Annotated in this window: 21 protein-coding genes; 9 read left to right on the top strand and 12 right to left on the bottom strand. The window is 69.8% G+C overall.

Annotated features, from left to right (window positions below):
• The first annotated feature begins 94 nt into the window (after positions 1–94).
• Positions 95–2,179 carry a bifunctional serine/threonine protein kinase/MFS transporter gene (locus AB0I12_RS40155; RefSeq protein ID WP_359940939.1) on the top strand — a complete coding sequence of 695 codons (2,085 nt, stop codon included), beginning with the start codon at positions 95–97 and terminating at the stop codon, positions 2,177–2,179.
• A gap of 24 nt (positions 2,180–2,203) precedes the next feature.
• Here AB0I12_RS40155 and AB0I12_RS40160 read toward each other — a convergent pair whose 3' ends face one another.
• The 4 genes from AB0I12_RS40160 to AB0I12_RS40175 all read right to left on the bottom strand — a co-directional run bounded on the left by AB0I12_RS40160 (position 2,204) and on the right by AB0I12_RS40175 (position 5,839).
• Positions 2,204–3,871: a hypothetical protein gene (locus AB0I12_RS40160; RefSeq protein WP_359940942.1), complete on the bottom strand. Its 1,668-nt coding sequence runs from the start codon at positions 3,869–3,871 to the stop codon at positions 2,204–2,206.
• A 107-nt stretch (positions 3,872–3,978) separates the two neighbouring features.
• Positions 3,979–4,434, bottom strand: coding sequence for a cupin domain-containing protein (locus AB0I12_RS40165; RefSeq protein WP_359940945.1), 456 nt, complete (start codon positions 4,432–4,434; stop codon positions 3,979–3,981).
• Positions 4,435–4,504: 70 nt separating this feature from the next.
• Positions 4,505–4,981 carry an Rrf2 family transcriptional regulator gene (locus AB0I12_RS40170; protein ID WP_359940948.1) on the bottom strand — a complete coding sequence of 159 codons (477 nt, stop codon included), beginning with the start codon at positions 4,979–4,981 and terminating at the stop codon, positions 4,505–4,507.
• Positions 4,982–5,059: 78 nt separating this feature from the next.
• Entirely contained in the window at positions 5,060–5,839 is a 780-nt protein-coding gene (locus AB0I12_RS40175; protein ID WP_359940951.1) for a hypothetical protein, read from the bottom strand.
• Between the two features lie 168 nt (positions 5,840–6,007).
• Between AB0I12_RS40175 and AB0I12_RS40180 the strand changes: the two genes are divergently transcribed.
• Both AB0I12_RS40180 and AB0I12_RS40185 read left to right on the top strand, forming a co-directional pair.
• The gene (locus AB0I12_RS40180) at positions 6,008–8,311 is read left to right on the top strand and encodes a hypothetical protein (protein WP_359940954.1); all 2,304 of its coding nucleotides are present in this window, start codon (positions 6,008–6,010) and stop codon (positions 8,309–8,311) included.
• Positions 8,308–8,964 (top strand): response regulator, encoded by a 657-nt coding sequence (locus tag AB0I12_RS40185; protein ID WP_359940957.1) that lies wholly within the window; start codon positions 8,308–8,310, stop codon positions 8,962–8,964. The genes AB0I12_RS40180 and AB0I12_RS40185 overlap by 4 nt, the downstream gene beginning before the upstream one ends.
• 21 nt (positions 8,965–8,985) lie before the next feature.
• Here AB0I12_RS40185 and rarD read toward each other — a convergent pair whose 3' ends face one another.
• Positions 8,986–9,906, bottom strand: a complete 921-nt coding sequence (rarD, locus tag AB0I12_RS40190; RefSeq protein WP_359940960.1) for an EamA family transporter RarD — start codon at positions 9,904–9,906, stop codon at positions 8,986–8,988.
• Between the two features lie 144 nt (positions 9,907–10,050).
• Here rarD and AB0I12_RS40195 point away from each other — a divergent pair, with 144 nt between their 5' ends.
• Positions 10,051–10,803: a TIM barrel protein gene (locus AB0I12_RS40195; RefSeq protein WP_359940963.1), complete on the top strand. Its 753-nt coding sequence runs from the start codon at positions 10,051–10,053 to the stop codon at positions 10,801–10,803.
• On the opposite strand, the gene AB0I12_RS40200 is transcribed toward AB0I12_RS40195, so the two are convergent.
• Together AB0I12_RS40200 and AB0I12_RS40205 are read right to left on the bottom strand one after the other, a co-directional pair.
• Complete coding sequence (locus AB0I12_RS40200; RefSeq protein ID WP_359940966.1) at positions 10,800–12,224, bottom strand: hypothetical protein; 1,425 nt, start codon at positions 12,222–12,224, stop codon at positions 10,800–10,802. The genes AB0I12_RS40195 and AB0I12_RS40200 overlap by 4 nt on opposite strands.
• On the bottom strand, positions 12,221–12,775 hold the full coding sequence (locus tag AB0I12_RS40205) for a SigE family RNA polymerase sigma factor (protein ID WP_359940969.1): 555 nt from the start codon (positions 12,773–12,775) through the stop codon (positions 12,221–12,223). Before AB0I12_RS40205 ends, AB0I12_RS40200 begins: the two co-directional genes overlap by 4 nt.
• A gap of 121 nt (positions 12,776–12,896) precedes the next feature.
• Between AB0I12_RS40205 and AB0I12_RS40210 the strand changes: the two genes are divergently transcribed.
• On the top strand, positions 12,897–13,643 hold the full coding sequence (locus tag AB0I12_RS40210) for a D-Ala-D-Ala carboxypeptidase family metallohydrolase (RefSeq protein WP_359940971.1): 747 nt from the start codon (positions 12,897–12,899) through the stop codon (positions 13,641–13,643).
• 246 nt (positions 13,644–13,889) lie between these two features.
• Here the strand turns inward: AB0I12_RS40210 and AB0I12_RS40215 are convergent, their stop codons facing one another.
• Together AB0I12_RS40215 and AB0I12_RS40220 are read right to left on the bottom strand one after the other, a co-directional pair.
• Positions 13,890–15,137 carry a DUF445 domain-containing protein gene (locus tag AB0I12_RS40215; protein WP_359940974.1) on the bottom strand — a complete coding sequence of 416 codons (1,248 nt, stop codon included), beginning with the start codon at positions 15,135–15,137 and terminating at the stop codon, positions 13,890–13,892.
• A gap of 35 nt (positions 15,138–15,172) precedes the next feature.
• Complete coding sequence (locus AB0I12_RS40220; protein WP_359940977.1) at positions 15,173–16,366, bottom strand: MFS transporter; 1,194 nt, start codon at positions 16,364–16,366, stop codon at positions 15,173–15,175.
• Between the two features lie 70 nt (positions 16,367–16,436).
• Between AB0I12_RS40220 and AB0I12_RS40225 the strand changes: the two genes are divergently transcribed.
• From AB0I12_RS40225 to AB0I12_RS40240, 4 genes are read left to right on the top strand one after another with little or no spacing between them, the layout of a single operon-like run.
• Positions 16,437–17,588: an alpha-hydroxy-acid oxidizing protein gene (locus AB0I12_RS40225; protein WP_359940980.1), complete on the top strand. Its 1,152-nt coding sequence runs from the start codon at positions 16,437–16,439 to the stop codon at positions 17,586–17,588.
• Between the two features lie 32 nt (positions 17,589–17,620).
• Positions 17,621–17,872 carry a type II toxin-antitoxin system prevent-host-death family antitoxin gene (locus tag AB0I12_RS40230; RefSeq protein ID WP_359940983.1) on the top strand — a complete coding sequence of 84 codons (252 nt, stop codon included), beginning with the start codon at positions 17,621–17,623 and terminating at the stop codon, positions 17,870–17,872.
• A 2-nt stretch (positions 17,873–17,874) separates the two neighbouring features.
• Positions 17,875–18,249, top strand: coding sequence for a PIN domain-containing protein (locus AB0I12_RS40235; protein ID WP_359940986.1), 375 nt, complete (start codon positions 17,875–17,877; stop codon positions 18,247–18,249).
• Positions 18,246–18,899, top strand: coding sequence for an HAD family hydrolase (locus AB0I12_RS40240; protein WP_359940989.1), 654 nt, complete (start codon positions 18,246–18,248; stop codon positions 18,897–18,899). The genes AB0I12_RS40235 and AB0I12_RS40240 overlap by 4 nt, the downstream gene beginning before the upstream one ends.
• Here the strand turns inward: AB0I12_RS40240 and AB0I12_RS40245 are convergent.
• The 3 genes from AB0I12_RS40245 to AB0I12_RS40255 form a co-directional block, all read right to left on the bottom strand.
• A complete protein-coding gene (locus AB0I12_RS40245; RefSeq protein WP_359940992.1) occupies positions 18,893–19,420 on the bottom strand; it encodes a hypothetical protein in 528 nt (175 codons plus the stop codon). The genes AB0I12_RS40240 and AB0I12_RS40245 overlap by 7 nt on opposite strands.
• Positions 19,421–19,487: 67 nt before the next feature.
• Positions 19,488–20,567, bottom strand: coding sequence for a 2-oxoacid:ferredoxin oxidoreductase subunit beta (locus AB0I12_RS40250; RefSeq protein WP_359940995.1), 1,080 nt, complete (start codon positions 20,565–20,567; stop codon positions 19,488–19,490).
• Positions 20,564–22,549: a 2-oxoacid:acceptor oxidoreductase subunit alpha gene (locus AB0I12_RS40255; RefSeq protein WP_359940998.1), complete on the bottom strand. Its 1,986-nt coding sequence runs from the start codon at positions 22,547–22,549 to the stop codon at positions 20,564–20,566. Before AB0I12_RS40255 ends, AB0I12_RS40250 begins: the two co-directional genes overlap by 4 nt.
• Positions 22,550–22,606: the final 57 nt, after the last annotated feature.

Consider the following 22,606-nt stretch of genomic DNA (forward strand, 5'->3'; position numbering starts at 1 on the left):
CTCACGTGCGCGGGCCGTGGCCGGTTGCGGACGGTCGCCGGACGGTCTCTGCAAGTGGAGCGACGGTGGAACTGTGGGCGGATAAGGTCCTGCGGTGACCGAACGCACCCTGGGTAACGGCCGCTACGTCCTGAGTGAGCCTCCGCTCGGTGTGGGTGGGATGGGGACGGTCTGGAAGGCGTTCGACTCCGTGCTGCACCGTGAGGTCGCGGTGAAGGAGCTGCGGATCCCCGGCGGGCTGAACCCCGAGGAGCAGGACAAGCTCCGGCTGCGGGCGCTGCGCGAGGCGCGGGCCGCCGCCGGGCTGGATCACCCGGCGATCGTCACGATCCACGACGTGGTGGACGAGGGCGGCCGGCCGTGGATCGTGATGCGGCTGCTGCCGGGCCGGACCCTCGACCACGTGGTCCGCGCGAACGGTCCGCTCAGCCCGCGGCGGGCGGCGGAGCTCGGCGTCCGGCTGGTCGAGGCGCTGAGCGCGGCGCACGCGAACGGCGTACTGCACCGCGACGTCAAGCCGCAGAACGTGATGCTCGGCGCCGACGACCGCTGGATGCTGACCGACTTCGGCATCGCCTCGGTCGCGGGCGCGACCCGCACGCTGACCGGCACCGGCATCGTGACCGGCACCCTCGGGTACGTCGCCCCGGAACGACTCTCCGGCGCCGAACCCGGCGCCCCCGCCGATCTGTGGGCCCTCGGCGCCACGCTGTACTGCGCAGTCGAGGGCCGCCACGCCTACGACTTCGACGACCTGCCCGCGATGATCGCCGCAGTCCTCACCCGCGACCCCGAACCGATGCGCCTCGCCGGCCCGCTCGCCCCGGTCATCGCCGGCCTGATGGAACGCGACCCGACCCGCCGCCTCACCCCCGCCGCCGCCCGCGAACAACTACTCACCATCGCCGGCGGCTACCCAACCTTCGAGAACCCCACCCAGCCCCTCACCGACCGCACCGAAAAGATCCCGACCGGAACGAAATTGCCGCCATCTGGCGAAGCGGTCGGCGTCTGGAGCACCCCGGCATTGCGGGCGAACGCGGGGATGCTGGTGGCGATGAATGCCGTGATGGGCACCTTGCTGGCCCTCCTGGTCTTCTCCTTGGCCAACGGCATGCCGGTCGGGATCGCCCTGGCTCTTGTCGTCGTGATGGCGGTGGGCGCCGGACTGGGCGCGTGGCTGGCGCCGAGCCTCGAACGGTGGATCGGCCTGCCCGCGGCTCTCCTCGGCAGCGTTCTGGTCACAGGCGAATCCTTCGTCGGAGCGGGCCTGTTGATGGACCCGCGACGGCCAATCGCGACGACAGCTCTGTGCGGCGTTGCCGTGGTCGCGTTCGCCGTCTGGCATCGCCTGTCCCGTGTACTGCGCCACCGTCTGCTTTCTGCTGAGCTACTGCGTAGAGCGCGGACCGTCCACCGCGCTGTAGGTTCCGGTGCCCTCGTCGTGGGTGCGGCCGTCGGCGCTGGCTTCATCGCCCTCATCGGCACGAGAAAGCTCCCCGCGTACGACGGCAACGTCGTGACGACGATTCTCGGCGGCGCCGGCCTCGTCGCGGTGCTGGCCGCGCTGCTGGCGATTCCCGCCGTACGATCGACGCCAACGAAACGCGTCGGCCGGTGGGCAGCGGTCGTGAGTACGTCGGCGGCGCTGGCGCTGCCGGTGATCATCGGTGTTCAGAGCACCGTCCACCACATCGAAGGCCGGGACGACTTCACCTCGCTGCCCAGCATCTGTTCATGGAGTTCGCTGTCTCAGGCCGGAGTTGCGCGCTACATCGACGACCCGCCGGAGCCGGACGCGTTCACGGGAACCAGTTCGGTCGACTGCACCTGGGAGCGCATCGGTGACGACCGCGCCGAGCTCGAGGTCTACGTCACGATGCACGACAACTCCCGCGACGCCAAGCGCCGGATGTCGTCGCGGCAGCAGTCGGCCGAGGACGACGGCCACAGGGTCACCGCGCTCGCGTACGGCGACCAGTCCTACTGGTACCTGTACGACAGCTACCTCAACTCCGAGGACACGTTGGGTGTCGGCGTCGAGATCCGGATCGACAACGTGGTGATCGAGACCAAGCTCGAACAAGCCGACGACAAAGGCAGCCCGCCCGCTGCCGAGGTCCAGGCATTGGCGGCGGACCTCGCGCGCCAGGTCGCCCAACACAAACCCCAGCGCTGACTCGCAATCCTCCGAAGCCCGGCTTCAGGGGCCGGTGTGTGGGTGTGGCCGGCGTGGGACTTGGTGTGTGCCGGTGTGGTCGACGACGAAGCGGAATCCGTGCGGGCTGGTCCATTCGATTCCGCCGGTGGGCAGGCGTCGGCTTCCCCAGCCGCCGAAGGTTTTGGCGCGGTGATGGAGCCGGCTCTGCGGTATGAGGTTGTCGACGCTGGTTTGACCGGGCGGGCCGGTGCCGTCCGGTGAGCGTCTCCGGCCAGGTGTCCGCGCTCCGGCGCGTGGGACCGGAGTCGCAGGTGGGCGCGTTGAGCCCGGTGGCCTTGTTGATGCCGACGCCCGCCGTACTGATGCCGCTGACGCCGACCGCATTGATGCCGCCGGCGCTGGCCGCACAGGTGCTGGTGATGGGCCGGTGTGGTCGTACGGCCTGATGTGGTCCTGGTCCATCGAGACCGTGGCTTCGGCGCCGCTGTACGGGAACATGTCGACCGGCTGCCGCAGGCGGACGCGTTCGCGGATGCGGTGGGGGATCTCGTAGCTGTGCACGCTGACTTGGTCGTGCAGGTCGATCACGGGCTTGATGATCACCTGGTCATGGCCGAGCAGTTCGCTGAGTTGGCCGGCGAGCAGGGGGCCGAGGTCCTCGACCCGAAGTACGCCGGTGCCGGTGGCAAGAGTCTTGTCGGTGAGGTGCACATACAGCGTGTGCCGGCTCCGGCGGCTGGGTCTGCCGCTCGCTGCTCCAAGACTGTTGCTGTAGGCATCGCATTTGATCGCGGCCAGCCGAGCCGCCAGGCTCCCGCCCAGCGCCTGCCGCGTGAACGCGTCCATGCCGTCCGAACCGTCGGCGTGATCCGCCTCGGCACCTGCTGCAGCAGTGTCGGTGCGAGCCGGTTCGCCTGGCGCGGTTGTGGCTGGGGGACGGGTGCGGGCGAGGTGGCGTGCGACCTCGATCAACTGGTCCGCGGCGGCGGGATCGCAGATCCAGCCGATCGCCTTCGCCCGGCGCTGATCGAGGTCGTCGGTATCGCCAAGCATCTTCAGTGCCCAGGCCAGATCGTCGATGGTGGCATCGAACCGGATCACATCGCCGGCGGCTGCACGCACCCAGATCCGTTTGGTGCCGTGCTCATCGGATTGAGCGACGAACACACCGCGGGTCTTCGCGGCCGCCTCTGCATTCGCGTTGGCCTGCTCGGGATCGGCTTCCCAGATCGCTGCGGTGGTGATGGACTTGAGCTTGCGCGGGGTGACGGTGTTCACGATCCCCGCAACCCTGCCGTCCACGATCGCCGCGGCCTCCAACGACAACGACAGGCACGCCTCGGCGATCTTGCGGGCGCGCCAGCTGAGCGCGTGCCCGGACAGCACCGCTGCCCATACGCGAGGCAGCCGGTGCCGCAGCCCCAGCGCCTCGCCCATCAACGCCGCCGCCGCACCACTCGACATGCCCAGCACGGCACCGAACTCGACCGGCGCGAACTCCGCCACCTCCGGACAGCCGTCGCCGCCGTACACGACGAACCGCTCACACCCGGGCAGCCGCTTGTAACCCGGAATCGTGGCGTTGCGGTCCGCGAACGCCAATGCTGCCCGCAAGACACCGACCGCGGCGTGTTCCTGATCTCGACCGTACTCGGCGGCCGCGGCCAGCAAGGCCGTGTCGCTGAGTTCATCCAGATCATTCTCGAACATGTGCTCTATTGTAGATCACGGATGGATCACAGCAAACCGGCAATGGCTGGGAATCCCTTGTGTGTAAGGTGAATGGGCCGCGACGGCCGTAGGGCGGTCGAACATCGTCAGCGGTTCTGCCAGGTGGGGCTTTCGATGTAGTGGTTGTCGTAGAGGTCGCTGGTCTTGGCTACTTCGGCCCAGTCGGTTTCGCCTTGGTAGGCGGATTCGAGGAGGCGGTAGTAGCCGAAGCGGGGCTTGGCGTTGGTGAGGACGAAGAGGACCTCGGCCGGGTCGTTGCCTGCGGCCTCGAAGGCGTGCGGTGTGTTCGGCGGGACGAGTAGGTAGTCGCCCTGGTGCAGCTCGACGAGGTTCTCGCCGGTGAGGACCCGCAGCGAACCATCGAGTACGAAGAACAGCTCGGCGGCCTCGCGGTGCAGGTGCGGGGGAGCGCCTTCCTTGCCGGGCTGGAAGATCGAGCGGTGGCTGGTCAGGTGGCCGCCGGTGTCGGGTACGTCGGCCAGCAGGGTCACGCCGCTCGCGGACAGCGTCTCGGCTTCGGAGGCGCGGATCAGTACGGTCATCGGAATCTCCTTCTAATCGGGATATTGAATGTCCAGAATCAAGTCGTGCGAACTGGCGGGCTGGGGAGTGTCAGAGGTTGGCGAACCTGTTCCGGGTGTTGCCGGGCGCATCTGGATACCGGTGCACGACCTCGTCGGCGAGGTCCGCGATCGACCGGCCCGCCAGCTCGCGGCGATAGGTCAGCTCGGCGCCGCGCATTGCCTGTGAGATCACGCAGACCTTGGTGTAATCGGCCTTCGCGTCCGCGCCCGGGCCTTCCTTGAGGATCTCCGTGCAGCGGAACGCCTCGTCGGGTCCGTCGATCGCGACGACGATGTCGAGCAGGCTGATGTCGCGCGGGTCGCGAGCCAGCTGGAAGCCGCCCTTCGGTCCCGACATCGACGTGAGGATGCCGGCCCGGGTGAGCGCCTGGAGCTGCTTGTTCAGGTACGCCGTGGGCAGGTTGTAGAAGGCCGCGAGCCGCTTGGCGGTGACCGCCTCGCCGGGGATCCAGCTGAGGTTCACGCAGCTGTGCATCACCCACTCGACGCCCTCGTTCATCTTCATAACCTGGATATTAGATGTCCTGAATAGGATTCGTCAAGAGGCCCGACCGCCAACCGGCCGGGCCTCGTGACGCGTGAGCTACGGGTACGCGACCCGCAGGCTCTTGATCACTCCGGACGGGAGTGCCCAGCTGGCGTAAGCGAACCCCTCGTCGTACCCGCTGATGGGCGAGTTGTAGACGCTCGAGGACTTGTACTCGGTACGCCGCGTGCAGGACGGGTCGCACAGGTCGGCGGTCTTCGAGGTGGTCTTGCCGTCGATGACGCGGCCGACGCGGACCCAGCGCGGCTCGATCCATTGGCCGGAGGCGGGGTTGACCAAGAGCTGTCCACGCTCCTGCATCTCTGCGCGGTAGCCGCGCTCGAGGCGGTTCACGCAGACCTTGCCGGCCGTGTACGTCACGCACTTGCCCACGACCTTGGTCCAGGCGCTCCACGAGGCGCCGACATCGAAGCCGTAGCCGAGTTCGCCGGACGTGCCCCACCCGACGTACGTGGTCTCGGAGGTCTCTGTCGCTGACCAGGAAGACGTCCAGGCCGTCGTCTTCGGCGCGCACGTGGTCGAGCAGTACTTCGTGATGTGGCTCTGCCAGACGTAGTGGTCGGGCGTGATCGACTGGCCGGCGACGGGTGTGACGATCAGCCGTCCGCGGTAGCCGGTGACGGACCCGGTGTCGGTCACGCGCTTCTGCACCTCGGCACAGACCGAGCCCGCTTCGACGTCCACCGTCGCCCACACGGTCTGGCAGTTCTTGTCGTGGGCCTGCCAGCTGGTGGCGGCGTCGGCGCCGTCGGCCGTGACCACGATCGTTGCTGCCGCGGCGGCCAGGGCCGTGACCGCGGCGATGATTTTGAGCAAGATTCCATCCAGCAGTTGAGGACCACAGGGCCCGGGGATCGATGGGACCGGCCGGAGACCGGCAACTGGAACGCTAGCCGGGCCCGATCTCCGGGTGTGACGGTCGTTCGCCCTACAAAAGCTGGACGAGCGCCCTGGTGGACCCTGCATCGGCCTAGCCTTGTACTCGTGGCCCACGGCAAGAGTGGCGCGTCGACGACCGTCGCCGGGTCCAGTGAGCGGCTGCTGAATCTGACCCTCGAGCGGTACGGCGTGTGGCTCCGGTGCACTGTCGTGTGTCTGTGTGGCGCGCTGGGGATCGTAGCGGCCGCAACGCCCAGGCTCGCGGTGGTGCTGCTCATTCCCGTGGTCGTTGCCTGCGGCATCCGCTTGTACGGCGTACGCCGCCGGATCGCGCCGACGCTGCTGTGGACGCTGGATGTGGCAGTGCTGCTGCTGACAGGGTTGTCGCAGCCGGTGCTCGGCGGCGAGAGCGCGGACGTCACGGTCGAGGCGATCATCGGGATCTGTGTCATCACCTCGCAGCACGAGTGGGCGACGCGTCCGGTCGCCGCGGCCGCACTGGTCGTTGCGGGGCTGGCCGCCTGCGTGCTGGGCGACGTTCTCGCCGCGCAGGGTCCGGAGTGGTTGCCGCTGGCACGCACTCTCGTCCTGGCGGGTCTGTCCAGGGGCGCGCACCTGATCATGCGGACCCGGGCCAGGGCTGCCGACCGGTCCGCAGCCCGCTGGGCGGAGTCGCGCCGTACGGCCGAGGTCGGCGCCGCGCGACGGGCGGCCGAGCGCGAATACCTGGCGACGTTGCACGACACGGCGAGTGCGACGCTGCTGATGGTCTCCCAGGGCGCCGGCCGGGACTGGGCCTGGCTGCCCGCACGAGCCAGGCAGGACCTGGACGCGCTGTCCGCCGTTCCCGGATTCGGGACGGGAAACGTCGATCTGGCCGCGCTGGTGCGCTGCCTGCCGGCCGGTGAGGGAGAGGCCGGCGTACGGCTCACCACGCGGATCGACGGCCCGCTCGTGCTGCCTTCCGGGGCCGCTCTCGCGATGTTCAACGGGATCCGCGAGGCCGTGGCCAATGTCGGACGTCATGCGGGCGTGCAGGAAGCGGAGCTCAGGGGCTGCGCGGAAGCGAACGGCGCGGTCGTCGAGCTGACCGACGCGGGACGGGGCTTCGACCCAGAGGCGGTCTCCGCGCGGCGCCGCGGCATCACCGGATCGATCATCGGCAGGATGCACGCGGTCGGCGGCTCCGCGTCGGTCACCTCACGGCCGGGCGCCGGGACCCGCGTGGAGTGGCGCTGGCACGGCCGGACCGCGCCGAGAACTGACACCGCCGGGCGGGCGCAGACGGCCGTCGTCACGCTGATCCGCAGGCAGTTGCTGCATGGGGCTCAACTCGCCGCACTGTTCATCAGCCTGCTCTCGCAGTTCGTCCTGTCGCTCCACCAACTCACGTCCTACCAAGATCTGTACCGGCCGGCCTGGGCTCAGACGGCAGCATTCGTCTGTCTCGCGGCCGTTGCGGCGGTCGGTGCTGCGTATCTGCTGCGTGGCCGGCAGCTCCCGTCGACGGTGCGCTGGTACGGCCTCGGGGTGGTGCTCGCCGTGTCCGCGATCTGCGCGTTCACGCTGCCGGCGGAGCGGCTGACCGGCGCCGAGGACTGGGCGTTCGGCCTGGTCGGATGGCATGCGCTCTTCCTGCTGGCCGACCCGCGGATCTCTGCGTTCGCGGCGTTCCTGGGGGCTCATGTCGGGCTCAACGCGACCGCGGTGCTGCTCTCAGCGGCGCCGACCGCCCGGGAGTTGGCGACCATGGCGATCTCCGCGATCTCCGTCTGCGGCTTCCAGCTCTCCGTCGGCGTGCTGCTGACCCGCATGCTCCACGGTACGGCCCCGGCCGCCGGGACCGCCGCCGTACGGGAAGAGGAACTGCGTACTGCGGAGCGCGTCCACGAGGACATGCAGCGCGAGCACAAAGAGCGCTACCGGGCGCTGACGATGACGACGGTGCCGTTGCTCGTGGGCCTCGGCCACGGCGGGTTGAGCCCGCACGACGAGGAGGTCAGGTTGCGATGCGGCGTCGAGGCCGCCCGGATGCGCCGTCTGTTCGCGGAGAGCGACGCCGTTTCCGACCAGCTGCTGAACGAGCTGCGGGCCTGCGTCGAGGTCGCCGAGCATCGAGGACTGAGGGTGAGCCTTGCCGTCCGGGGCCGGCCAGGTGCACTACCGGTCGCCGTACGCCGGGGGCTGGTCGATCCGATCGCGGTGGTTCTGGGCCGCGCCCGTTCGACCGCGCGGGTGACTGTCGTGTGGACGACCGGCCGCGTCCGGGTGAGCGTGGTCGGCGAAGACTATGCCGATGGGCCGGACGAGGATGAGCCTCCGCGCGCGGACGTGACCGTGGCTGCGACGACTTACGGCACCAGCAGGTGGATAGAGACCGCGTGGCGACGGGAGCCGGTCCTGACATGAGCGACAACCGACCGGTCAGCGTTGTCGTCATCGACGACCATCCCGCCATCCTCGCGGGCATCGAGGCGTGGTACGCCGCCTCGGCCCGCAGCATCACCGTGCTCGCGGCCGGCGGCTCTGTCCGGGAGGCGTGGATCGAACCGGGCAGTGCGGCCGATGTCGTCCTGCTGGATCTTCAACTGGGGCAAGGACCGCCGGCTTTCGGTAGCCTTCGGCAACTTGTCGACGCCGGGCGTCAGGTGGTCGTCTACTCGATGCGCGACGACGAGAAGACGGCACTCACGTGCCTGGATCTCGGGGCCGCCACCTATCTGACCAAGAGTGAGGGCCGGGAGCATCTGGTCGGGGCCACGCTGGCAGCAGCCGATGAGCGGCCCTACATGCCGCCCGCGCTGGCCGGCGCGCTGGGAGCGAACGCGCGCGGCGACCGCCCCCAGCTCTCGCTGCGCGAGGAGGACGTCCTCATCGAGTGGTTCCAGTCGGAGTCCAAGGAGCTGGTCGCGCAGCGGCTCGGCATCACTGTGCGGACCGTCAACACGTACCTGGACCGCGTGCGGATCAAGTACGCGAACGTCGGCCGTCCCGCGCGGACCAAGGCAAGCCTGGTCGCGCGTGCCCTCCAGGACGGGCTGGTGGACGTGGACGACCTCTGAACCGCTGAGAGGCCCGGCACGTCAGACCGCCGACGCGGTCACCGCCGTACGTTCGAGGGCGACCGCCCGGCGGCGGCGGATGCGCAAGCTGTCGACGGTGAACAGCGCCAGCGCGAGCCACACCAGGCCGAAGCCCAGCCAGCGCATCGGGGTCATGTGCTCGTGGAAGACCACCAGGCCGAAGACGAACTGCATGATCGGCGCGATGTAGTTGAGCAGCCCGAGCGTCGTCATCGAACTGCGGGTCGCCGCGGCGCCGAAGAGCAGCAGCGGTACGGCGGTGATCGGCCCGGTCAGGATCACCAGCACGAGGTACGCCGTCCCGTGCTCGGTGACCGTCGTGTCGCCGTGCATCCCGAGCGCGACGATCCCGGCGATCGCGAACGGGACGACGGTGCCGGACTCGATCGCCATCCCCTCGATCGCGCCCGCGCCGGCCTGCTTCTTCGCCAGCCCGTAGAACCCGAACGAGAAGGTCAGGATGATCGCCACCCACGGCGGCCGCCCATTCTCGATCGTCAGTCCGGCGACGGCCACGAACGCGATCCCGAGCGCCGTCCACTGGACCGGGCGGAGGTGCTCCTTCAGGACGAAGACGCCCAGCAGGACCGTGAACAGCGGTGTGATGAAGTACCCGAGCGAAGTCTCCACGACGTGACCGGTGCGCACGCCCCAGATGTAGGTCCCCCAGTTCGCCGAGATCAGGAACGCCGCCGCGATCAACGGCCACCGCCGGCGGGGCTCCGCGAGCAGGGCCTTCACCGCGGCGAACTTCCGCAGCGCGGCGACCAGGACGACGAGCGTCACCAGCGACCAGAGCACCCGGTGGGCGAGCAGCTCGAGCGGGCCGGACTGGTCGAGAAGCTTCCAGTACAGCGGGAACAGCCCCCAGATCAGGTAGGCGGCGAACCCGTAGATGAACCCTCGTCGCTGTTCCGGCACCCCGCCAGCCTAATCGCCTGACATTGGCATCCATTGACTTTGCTCATGACGTGAGACGGCCACGGCCCGTCCATCGGCTGACGCGGGGCGTGAGGCCGCTGGTGTGATGCGGTTGGATGGAGGGGTGGACACCAGGAGGCGCGCGTGGGTGTGAGGACCGGTCTGGTCTCGGTGACGTTTCGCCAGTTGCCGGTCGACCAGGTGGTGGAGGTGGCGGCGAAGTCCGGACTCGCGGCGATCGAGTGGGGCGGTGACGTGCACGTCCCGCTCGGCAATCTGGTCAACGCCAAGCGGGTCCGCAACCTGACCGAGGTGCACGGCCTGCAGGTCGCGGCGTACGGCTCGTACCTGCGGGCCGGCAGCGTCGACCGCGAGGAGATGCGCTCCGCGATCGCCACCGCCCAGGCGCTCGGCGCGCCCCGGATCCGGGTCTGGGCCGGCAACGTCGGTACGGCGGACGCGGGCGTCGGGGACCGGATGGCGGTGACCCGCGGCCTGGGTGAGCTCGCCGACATGGCCGCCGGCGCCGGGATCGAGATCGCGATGGAGTTCCACCGCAACACGCTGACCGACGAGGTCGACTCGACGATCACCTTGCTGCTCGACGTGGGCGCGCCGAACCTCACGACGTACTGGCAGCCGCCGGTCGACCTCGACGACGCGGCGTGCCTGCAGCAGCTCGAGGCGCTGATGCCGTGGCTGAGCACGGTGCATGTCTTCTCGTGGTGGCCGTCCAACAACCGGCTGCCGCTCGCGGCGCGGGAGTCGCTGTGGCGCCCGGTCCTGGACCGCCTGGCCGCCGAGCCCCGCGAGATCAACGCGCTGCTCGAGTTCGTCGCCGACGACTCACCGGACCAGCTCACCAAGGACGCGGCCGACCTGCACAGCTGGGTCTAGTCCGGCAGGTAGATCGCCACGATCAGCGTCCCCCTGGTCGGTTTGCCTTCGGCGACCGTCAGGGTGGCGCGGTCGGCCGGGCCGGGGCCGTGGAGGTCCCACCCGATGCCCATGCCGCCGACGTCCGGCGCGACACCGGCGCCGGTCTCGGTCTTGCCGACCGTGAGCGTGGCCCGGAACTCGCCGGTGCCTAGCCTCGAAGCGCCGTAGGCCACCACGTACGGCTGGTCCGCGGGGGTGTCGGTCACGAGCCGGCGGTCGGGTCCGGGCGCGGTCTTCAGGTCGGCGAGCCGGTACGCGTACCCGCCGATCTCGGTCCGCTCCGGGAGCTCCGTCCCGTCGACGACGCGCTGCTGCCCCTTGAAGTACACGCCCAGCCCCAGCCGGACGTCCGGCGGCACGGCTGGGCCGTACGCGTGGGTCGGCACGACCCGCGCGACCACGTCGACGCGCTGCCCGGCCGGAACCGGTGAGTCGATCGTCAGGCCGCCGCCGCTCCCGGCGTCGGTGGACCGGATCTCGCAGGTGGACTCGATCGGCTCCCGGGGCCCGATGCGCAGCGACACCGAGTAGGGCCGGTCGTTGCTGTCCGAGCCCGCGTTCGCGGTGCAGAAGTCGCGCAGCGCCAGCTTGGCTCCGGTCGCGGTGAAGCTGAAGCGCACCTCGTCGCGTCCGGGGTCGGCGACGGCCGCCGCGGCCAGGGTGTCGCCGCCGATCGTCCTCCGGTAAACCACACCGTCCTTGCGGTACGCGTCCGGTTCGGCCGGGGGGATCCTGGCCGGCGCGCCGTTGCCGGTCGGCGGTTCGGGCGACGTGGAGTAGATGCCGAACCAGACCCGGCCGTTCTTCCCGGCCGGCTTGCGGGTCTCCAGGTGGATCACTTCCGCGGTGACCTGTGTCGGCCTGCCGACCGGAGAGGCCAGCCAAAGGGCGGCATCCGGCCCGAGCCGGACGGTGCTGCCCATCGCCCAGGCGGCCGGGCCGGCATCGCAGCCTGCGTCGCCGACGTACCACCCGTTGATGTGGAAGCGGACGGCGTACATGCCGTTGTCCGCCTCGCAGTTCGCGTGAATGGTGATCGCGTTCGTGGTCGGGGTCCAGGAGAACGAGAGCTTGCTCTGGTCGCGGTCGCCGATCCATGCCTTGAGCAACTTGTCGTTGCCGACCACGCCGGGCACGGTGAGGCCGTCGCGGGTGTAGTCCTGCGGCGGGTCGTCGGCGGGCGGCGGCGTGGAGGTCAGGGTGGGGACCAGGCCGGCGGCGACCGCGGCCAGTACGGCTACCACTCCGAGTGCGGTGAAGGCGCGGCGCTTCTTGGTGTGGCGGATCTTCTGCTGCACGCCGGGCAGCAGGTCGCCCGCGTGCTGGTCGGCGGCGTCGGCGCGGGTCGCGAGCTCGTCGCGCAGGTCCTGGAGGATCATCGCGGCGTCTCCAGATCTGCCGGGGTGGCGATGGCGGGGTCGAGGCGGAGCTTGGCGAGGGCCTTGGCGGTCTGGCTCTTCACAGTGCCGACGGAGCTGCCCATCAGCCGGGCCGTCTCGGCCTCGGTGAGGTCCTCGTAGAAGCGCAGGACGACGACCGCGCGCTGCCTGCGGGGAAGGCGGCCGATGGCGTCCCACAGGTCGAGCCCGTCCTCGCCGCTCGGGGTCGGCGCGTCGGGCAGGTCCTCGGTCGGGATCTCGCCGTTCCAGCGGCGCCGCCACCAGGAGGCGTACGTCGTGACCAGGATCCGCCGGACGTACGGCTCCGGGTTGTCCTCACGGATCCGGGACCAGTGGAACCAGGCCTTGGCCAGCGCGGTCTGGACGAGGTCCTCGGCGAGCGCGTGGTCACGGGTCAGCAGGTAGGCGGTCCGCAGCAGGGCCCGCGAGCGGACGGCGACGAACCGGTCGAAGGTTTCCGTGCCGTCGCGCACCGCGGTCACCCCCGTGGCCAGTACACCGTCGTCGATGCTCACATCCTGAAGGACCACCCGGCCACCGCGGAAAGTTGCCCGGCAGTTTGGCGGAAAGTTCCGCCGAGTACTGGTCAAACGGCGGAAAGTGACGGAATGCTGTCCGGGACAGGTTCCTTCACCGCCCCGGAGGTGTCCGATGTCCCTGACCAGGCCGTTACCACGCTTACTGGCCGTCCTCCTGTTGTTCCTGGCGACGCTGACCGCGTCGCAGGTCGTTTCCGCGACCGTCGCGCACGCCGACGGCTGTTACACGTGGGGCCGCACGCTCAGCCAGGGCATGTCCGGCACCGACGTGCGGCAGTTGCAGATCCGCGTATCCGGGTATCCCGGGTACGGCGCGCACCTGGCGATCGACGGCGAGTTCGGCCCGGCCACGAAGGCCGCCGTCCAGCGCTTCCAGGCGGCGTACGGGCTGGCCCAGGACGGCGTCGCCGGATCCGCCACCTTCAGCAAGATCTACGCACTGCAGGACGACGACTGCACGCCGATCCACTTCACCTACGCCGAGCTCGACGACGGCTGCGGCGGATCCGGGTACGACGGCGGCCCGCTGTCCGAGGCGGCGACCAGGGCCAACGCGCTCGAGACGATGTGGCATCTGGAGGCGATGCGGCACGCGCTCGGCGACCAGCCGCTCAGCATCAGCAGCGGTTTCCGCAGCTACTCGTGCAACAGTCAGGTCGGCGGCGCCAGCGACAGCCAGCACCTCTACGGCCGGTCCGCCGACCTGGTCGGCAGCCCGTCGTTCTGCACGCTCGCCAAGCAGGCCCGCTACCACGGCTTCGGCGGCATCTTCGGCCCCGGCTACCCCGGCCACAACGACCACACCCACGTCGACATCCGCACCTCCAACAGCTGGAGCGCCCCGAACTGCGGCATCTAGGCCCTGTCTGGTGATCCATCGCCTACTGCGGGGCACTCGGCACGGCACCTCGCCGCACGGGTGCAAAGGCCACGATGCTCCGCATCGAGACCTTCGCCCCCGCACGCCGATGCACCGCACCGAGCACCTCCTCGCTACGGCGCTGGATCACCAGACAGGACCTAATCCGGCGGACGGTCCCCGAAGCCGGTCAGCGGCGGTAGCCCAAACGCTATCGCCGCGGCCGGCCGCTCCCAGCCGTCAGGTTCACAGCAGCTGGCTCACGGTGTGGATGGTGAGGCCGACGAGGGCGCCGACCACGGTGCCGTTGATGCGGATGAACTGCAGGTCGCGGCCGACGTGCAGCTCGATGCGGGCGGCGGCCTCGCGGCCGTCCCAGCGCTCGATGGTGTCGGAGATGACCGAGACGATCTCGCGGCCGTACGTGCGCACGACGTACCCGACGGCCTCGCTCGCGCGGGCGTCGACCTTCGCGCGCAGCCCCTCGTCGTCCTGGAGCCGTTTGCCGAGGTCCTGCAGCGCCCGGATCGCCCGCGCCCGGAGCGTGCTGTCCGGGTCGTTGATGGCCTCGATCAGCGCCGTACGCATCGCGTCCCAGACGGCGGCCAGGCTCGAGCCCATGTCCGGGTGCGTGAGCATCCGCGCCTTCCACGCCTCGAACCGCGCCATCGTGTCCGGGTCGTGCTGCAGGTCGTCGGCCAACTGCCCGAGCAGCCGGTCGACGGCGCGGCGGGCCGCATGCGATTGGTTGTCGCGGACATCGGCCAGCCATGCAAGTGCCTCGCGGTGGATCCGGTCGATCACCAGCCGGTCGACCCACTGCGGCGACCAGCGCGGCGCCCGCGGCCCCACGACGTCGGCCAGCAGGTCACGGTTGGCGGCCAGCCACTCGTACGCCTCCACGAGCAGCAGGTCGAACAGCGCGTGATGGGCGCCGTCCTTCACCACCGACTCCACGAAGTGGCCGGCGATCGGGCTCAACGGCTCCTTCACGAACCGCGGCAGCAACGACCCGCGGACGAAGGCCGTCACATCCTCGTCGCCGAGCTTCGGCAGTGCCGCCCCGACCGTCCGCGCGCCCTCGGCCACGATCCGCTCGGCGTGGTTCCCGGCAGCCAGCCACTCACCGGCCCGCCGGCTGACCGCCGCCGTGCGCATCTTTTCCGAAACGACGTCCTCGGACAGGAAGTTTTCGGTCACGAACTGCTCGAGACTTTCCGCCAGGCTGTCCTTGCGGGTCGGCACGATCGCGGTGTGCGGGATCGGCAGCCCGAGCGGGTGCCGGAACAGCGCGGTCACCGCGAACCAGTCCGCCAGCGCACCCACCATCGCCGCCTCGGCCGCGGCGTTCAGGTACGCCCAGCCACCCTCGCGGTGCAGGGTCGCCACATAGATCGCCGCGGCCAGCACCAGCAGCGACAATGCCACCGAGCGCATCCGCCGCAGCCCGCGCCACCGTACCAGATCGGCGGCGCCCAACGTCAAGGTCGCCATACCTTGATCTAACCAAGTGGGCGGTGACGAAACCCTCAGGCAAGTACCTGAGTCGACCCCCGCCGTTCCATCAGCCCCGAGATCGCCGCCAGTGCGAGGCCGGCCAGTGCGAGGCCGGCGCCCAGGCGGCTCGGCCATTCGTAGCCGTAGCCGGCGGCGAGGACGACGCCGCCGAGCCAGGCGCCGAGCGCGTTGGCGATGTTGAGCGTGGAGTGGTTCAGCGACGCGGCCAGCGACTGGCCCTCGGGCGCGACGTCCATCAGGCGGGTCTGTAGCGCGGGCACCAGGATGCTCGCCGAGCAACCCAGGGCGAACACCGCGACCAGCGCCCCCGGCTTGCTCTGCGCGAGCCAGCCGAACGTTCCGAGCACGACGGCCACCGCGACCAGCCCGCCGTACACGCTGCCCATCAGTGAGCGGTCGGCCAGTCCGCCGCCGAGGACGGTGCCGACCGTCATGCCGACGCCGTACACGCCGAGCACGATCGTCACGGCGGACTCGGAGAAACCGGACAGTTCCGTCATCGTCGGCGTGATGTACGAGTACGTCGCGAACATGCCGCCGAAGCCGACCATCCCGACCAGCAACGCCATCCACACCTGCGGCCGGGCCAGTGCGCTGAGCTCGCTGCGCACGTTCACGTCGCTCCCGACCGGCTGCGGCGGCACCCAGAACCAGACCGCGACCAGGGTCAGCAGCCCGAGGACGCCGACCGCGAGGAACGGCACCTGCCACCCGAGTCGCTGGCCCAGCAACGTCGTGACCGGTACGCCGATGATGTTGGCGACCGGGAGTCCGACCATCGTCATCGACACCGCGCGCGCCCGCCGGCCCGGCGGCACCATCGACGCGCCGACCACCGCGCCGATCCCGAAGAACGCGCCGTGCGGCAGGCCGGACAGGAACCGCGCGGCCATCAGGAACTCGTAGTTCGCGGCAACCGACGACAGCACGTTGCCGGCCACGAAGACCGCCATCAGCCCGAGCAGCAACCGTTTCCGGCCGGTCCGCGCGCCGAGCGCCGCGATCAACGGGGCGCCGACCACGACCCCCAGCGCGTACGCCGAGACGACGTGCCCGGCCGTCGGGATCGAGATTTGGACGCCGTCGGCGATCTGCGGCAGCAGCCCCATCGTGACGAACTCGGTGGTCCCGATCGCGAAGCCGCCGGTCGCGAGCGCGAACAACGCCAGGTTGACGTGCCGAGCCGTGCGCTCGTCAGGAGCCACTGAACTTTTCACAGCTGATTGTCGCAAACGCGCTGCTGACGGATGTCATGGCGTTGTGAAAGCATCCGGCATGGCCAACTTCGGGGACTACCAGTTGCAGATCTACCTGCAGGGAATGCTGCAGGGGGTGACGCCGGAGATCACGACCGACCTGGCGCGGCTGGAGTCGCAGGCCGCCGGGAAGCTGCCGGCCGAGGCGATGGGGTACATCGTGCCGAGCGCCGGCGAAGGCTCCACCGCGTGGGCGAACCGGGCCGCGTTCGACCGCTGGCGCCTGGTGCCGCGGATGCTCCGTGGCAGCACCGACCGCGATCTCTCCTGCCGGATCCTCGGGACGACGATGCCGGCGCCGGTGCTGATCGCGCCGATCGGTGTCCAGACGCTCGCGCACCCGGACGGCGAACTGGCGACCGCCCGCGCCGCCGACACCCTCGGCCTCACCTACACGCACTCGACGCAGGCGAGTCACGCGATTGAGGCGATCGAGGCGTCGAACAAGTGGTTCCAGCTCTACTACCCGACCGACCGGGACGTCTGCCTGAGTTTCCTGCAGCGCGCCAAGGCCGCGGGGTACGCCGTCCTGGTGGTCACGCTCGACACCGGGACGATCGGCTGGCGGCCGGCCGACCTGGACCGCGGGTTCCTGCCGTTCCTGAAGGGCGAGGGGCTGGCGAACTACTTCAGCGACCCGGCCTTCCGGGCGAAGCTGGCCAAGCCGATCGACGAGGACGCCGGCGCCGCGGTGATGCATTGGGCGCAGATGTTCCCGAACGTCGGACTGTCCTGGGACGACCTGTCGTTCCTGCGCGACAACTGGGACGGGCCGATCGTGCTCAAGGGCATCACCCACGTCGAGGACGCCAAGCTCGCGGCCGAGCACGGCATGGACGGCGTCGTGGTCTCGAACCACGGCGGCCGTCAGGTCGACGGCGCGATCGCGGCACTGGACGCGCTGCCGGCGATCGCGGACGCGGTCGGTGAACAGCTGACGATCCTGTTCGACTCCGGCGTCCGCACGGGTGCCGACGCGGCCAAGGCACTCGCCCTGGGCGCCAAGGCGGTCCTGCTCGGCCGTCCGCTGCTCTACGGCCTCGCGCTGGCCGGGCAGGCGGGCGTCGAGCATGTACTGCGGTGTTTCCTGGCCGAACTCGACCTGACGCTGGCGTTGTCCGGCTACGCGAACCACCGCGAGCTCAACCGCGACTCGATCGTCCGCGCCTGACCAAGAGGTAGCACAAGTGCTATCCTGGGGATATGGATGCTTTGGGACTGCGCGAGCTGCGACAACACGCAAGTGATCTGGTGCGTCGTGCCGAATCCGGTGAGCACCTGCTGATCACGGTGTCGGGTCGTCCGGCTGCTGTGCTCGGCCCGCCGGAACGCGACCACTGGCGGCGGTATGGCGAGGTCGCCGACGTGCTGCGTCCACGCACCGACGAGGAATGGCCGACCGACCGGGAGTTGGTCGATCAGAACTTGGCCGACCCGTGGGAGCCGAAGCAGTGAGGGTGCTGCTCGATACGAGCGTCCTGATCGAAGGTCTTGATGAGCCTGTTGATGCGGAGTTCGCGATCAGCACCATCAGTCTGGCCGAGCTGCACTTCGGTGTTCTGGTCGCTCGATCGCCGGAAATCCGTGCGGGCCGGCTGCGCCGCCTTGCCGGTATCGAGCGGGCATTCAAAGCGCTGCCAGTCACCGATGCAGTCGCGCGCACCTATGGCTCCTTCGCGGCGACGGTCGCCGCAGCCGGCCGCCGGCCGAGGGCCCGTGCGTTCGATCTCGTGATCGCTGCCACGGCGGCCACGCACGAGGCCGTCCTGTACACGCGCAACCCCAAGGACTTCACCGGCCTTGGCGACCTTGTGGAGGTCGTCGGCCTGTGAAGGCGGTTGTGTTCGACCTGGACAACACCCTGTTCGATCACACGGGGTGTGCCGTGGCGGGTCTGCGCAGTTGGGTGACGGAGCTCGGGATCACGCCGACGGACGAGCTGATCGCCGAGTGGTTCGTGATCGAGGAGGACCAGTTCAACCGCTTCCTGGCCGGGGAGCTCACGCACCAGGGCCAGCGGCGCGGGCGACTCCGCGCGTTCCTGCCGGTGCTCGGGCTGCCGGTCCCGGTGGCCGATGCCGAGCTGGACGAGGTGTTCACGGGGTACCTGACGCAGTACACGAACAACTGGATCGCGTACCCGGACGCGCGCCCCGCGCTGGAAGTTGCCCGCAGCAACGGATGGCGGGTCGGCGTGCTCACGAACGGAAGCACCAGGCAGCAGAACGCGAAGGTGGCGGCGATCGGGCTGGCCGACCTGATCGACGTGGTCTGCACGTCGGAGGCACTCGGTGTCAGCAAGCCCGATCCCTTGGCGTACCAGCGTGTTTGTGAGGCGCTGGGCGTAGAGCCGGGAGAGACGCTGATGATCGGCGACAACCTGGAGCTGGATGTGATCGCAGCGCGGGCCGCCGGGCTGAGTGCACACCACCTCGACCGTGCGGCGGGCGCCACCCTCACCCAGCTCGTCGGTCGTCAGTAGCCGCGCGAGTCGGTGCCCGGTGAGGTCTTGCGCCAGGCGGAGGCCGCCGGCCGGCTGTCCGGCCGGTTGGTGACCGCGCCGGTCGGCGAGGGGTACGCCGCGTCGTACGCCGGCCCCGCGTCCGCCTGCCGTTCGGCCGGGAGGTGTCGCGACAGCCGCTCCGCGAAGTCCGCCACCGCGGCGATCTCCTGGTCCGGGTAGAAGCGGACCGCCCACCGGGTCCCCGGGAGGTCGTGCCGGACGACCACGGCCGAGTCGTAGGACCCGTCCGGTCGGAAGACCTCGTCCGGACCGCCGGCCGGTTTCACCACGAGGTTCCGCGCCGGATCCATCGACTTCTGGCCGATCCGGACGGGATCACCTGGACGTGCGGGCCGGTCGGAGAAGAAGTCCTGACCGCCGTACACGGGCTTGTCCCGGTCCCGCGCGTTGCAGGCGTCCCGAACCGCCTGGACGACCTCGCTGCCGCTGATCGACCGGCCGAAGTGCACTGTCTGCTGGATCGGTTCGCTCTCCGCCATGGCGGTCAACCTGCCACGCGAACGGGTCACGACCAGCGTGACGCCGTCCGCGTGTTTCGAGCGACGATCAGTTCACGGTCCAGGTGTCCGAGCCGGTGACGAGCGCCTGCAGATCGCCGGGGCCCTGGGCTTCCTGCGCGGTGCTGATCTGCTGGCGGACCATGTCGTCGTACGCCGGATGCTCGACGGACCGGAACACGCCGACCGGCGCGCGGTGCAGTACGCCGCCGTCGGTGAGGCGGGACAGGGCGAACGCGTACGCCGGGTCCTCGGTGTGGGCGTCGTGCACGACCAGGTCGGCCTCGCCGTTCGGCAGGTCGGCGATCTCCTTCACCGCCAGCGACGCGAACCCGTCGCGGACCACACCGAGCCGGCCGTCGGTCCCGAACCGGATCGGCTCACCGTGCACGAGCGGGATGATCGCGTCGTCGCGGGTCTCCGGGTCCTTGAACGCCTCGAACGCGTTGTCGTTGAAGATCGGGCAGTTCTGGTAGATCTCCACGAACGCCGTACCGCGGTGCTCGGCCGCGGCCCGCAGGACCGAGGTCAGGTGCTTGCGGTCGGAGTCGATCGTGCGCGCCACGAAGGTCGCCTCCGCGCCGAGCGCCAGCGACACCGGGTTGAACGGGTTGTCCACCGACCCCATAGGCGTCGACTTCGTCACCTTGCCCGGCTCCGACGTCGGCGAGTACTGACCCTTGGTGAGGCCGTAGATCCGGTTGTTGAACAGCAGGATCTTCAGGTTCACGTTCCGCCGGAGCGTGTGGATCAGGTGGTTGCCGCCGATCGACAGCGCGTCGCCGTCACCGGTCACCACCCACACGCTCAGGTCCGGGCGGGCCGTCGCCAGGCCGGTCGCGATCGCCGGCGCGCGGCCGTGGATCGAGTGCATGCCGTACGTCGACAGGTAGTACGGGAATCGCGACGAGCAGCCGATACCGGAGACGATCGCGACGTTCTCGCGCTTGATCCCCAGCTCGGGCAGGAAGCCCTGGAAGGCCGCGAGGACCGCGTAGTCACCGCAGCCGGGGCACCAGCGGACCTCCTGGTCCGACACGTACTCCTTGCGGTTCTGCGGCTCGGTCGCGGCCGGGACGCCGCGCAGACCGTTCGGCAGGCTCGGCATGCCGAGCTCGACGGTGCTCATCGTGCTCCCTCCTTCAGATGGCCGTGGCCGTTCTGGTCGGCCAGTGCCTCGCCGTGCTTGACGGCAGCTGCGGCCGCCCCCAGGTGGCGGGCGTCGTCGTCGATGCCCGCGGTCTCCTCGACCAGGTTGCCGATCACCTCGGCCAGCTCCGCGGCGCCGAGCGGCATCCCGCGGACCTGCGCGTAGGAGACCACGTCGACCAGGTACTTCGAGCGCAGCAGCAGCGCCAGCTGGCCGAGGTTCATCTCCGGGACCAGGACCTTGTCGTACGACCTCAGCACGTCGCCGAGGTTGTCCGGGAACGGGTTCAGGTGCCGCAGGTGCGCCTGCGCGACCTTGCCGCCGACCCGGCGGACCCGGCGCACCCCGGCGCCGATCGGGCCGTACGTCGAACCCCACCCGAGCACCAGGACCTTCGCCGTACCGTCCGGGTCGTCGACCTCGACCGGCGGGATCGACCGCGCGACCGCGTCCACCTTCGCCTGCCGGGTGCGGATCATCAGGTCGTGGTTGGCCGGGTCGTAGGAGATGTTCCCGGTCTTGTCCTCCTTCTCCAGACCGCCGATCCGGTGGTCCAGACCCGGCGTCCCCGGCACCGCCCACGCTCGGGCGAGGGTCTCCGGGTCGCGCAGGTAGGGGAGGTACTTCGGGGCGCCGTCGTCGCCGGTCGCGTTCGGCTCGAGGGTGAAGTTCGGCTCGATCGCGGGCAGCTCGTCGACGGCCGGGATCTGCCACGGCTCGGAGCCGTTGGCCAGGTAGCCGTCGGACAGCACGATCACCGGCGTGCGGTAGGTGATCGCGATCCGGGCGGCCTCGATCGCGATCGCGAAGCAGTCCGCGGGGGACTGGGCGGCGAGCACCGGCAGCGGCGCCTCGCCGTTGCGGCCGAACATCACCTGCAGCAGGTCGGCCTGCTCGGTCTTGGTCGGCATACCGGTCGAGGGACCGGCGCGCTGGATGTCGCAGACCACCAGCGGCAGCTCGAGCATCACGCCGAGGCCGATCGTCTCGGACTTCAGGCTGATGCCCGGGCCGGACGACGTGGTGACGCCGAGCGCCCCGCCGAACGACGCGCCCAGGGCGGCGCCGACACCGGCGATCTCGTCCTCGGCCTGGATCGTGGTGACGTTGAACCGCTTGAGCTTCGACAGCTCGTGCAGGACGTCGGAGGCCGGGGTGATCGGGTACGCACCGAGGACGAGCGGCAGCCCGGCCCGCTGGGCGCCCGCCACCAGGCCGTACGCCAGCGCGAGGTTGCCGGAGATGTTGCGGTACGTGCCGGTCGGCATGCTGGCCGGCTTCACCTCGTACCGGACCGAGAACTCCTCGGCGGTCTCCCCGAAGTTGTAGCCCGCGCGGAAGGCCGCGATGTTCGCGTCCCGGATGTCCGGCTTGCCCGCGAACTTCGTCTCCAGGAACGTGATCGTCGACTCGACCGGCCGCTGGAACAGCCAGGACACCAGGCCGAGCGCATACATGTTCTTCGCCCGGGACGCGTCCTTGCGGGTCAGGCCGAACTCCTTGACCGACTCCACCGTCATGCCGGTGAGATTGAGCGCGATCACGTGGTAGGCGTCGAGCTCGCCGGTCTCCAGCGGGTTCTCGTCGTACCCGATCCGCTTCAGGTTCCGCGCCGTGAAGTCCGCGGTGTCGACGATCAGGGTCGCGCCGCGCGGCACGTCCTTGAGGTTCGCCTTCAGCGCCGCCGGGTTCATCGCGATCAGCACGTCGGGTGCGTCACCCGGCGTGAGGATGTCGTGATCGGCGAAGTGGAGTTGGAAGGAGCTGACGCCCGGCAGGGTCCCGGCTGGTGCCCGGATCTCTGCTGGGAAGTTGGGCAACGTCGACAGATCATTGCCGAACGATGCCGTTTCCGCTGTGAACCTGTCCCCCGTGAGCTGCATCCCGTCGCCGGAGTCGCCGGCGAAGCGGATCACCACGCGGTCGAGCTGCTTGACCTCGATGGTCACTGTTCTGTTCATCTCCAAGTCGAAGCTTGGGTCGGTCCGCCGTTTCGTGGACGACAGATCGATCCCCCC

Source organism: Kribbella sp. NPDC050459, assembly GCF_040655315.1.
Classification (GTDB): domain Bacteria; phylum Actinomycetota; class Actinomycetes; order Propionibacteriales; family Kribbellaceae; genus Kribbella.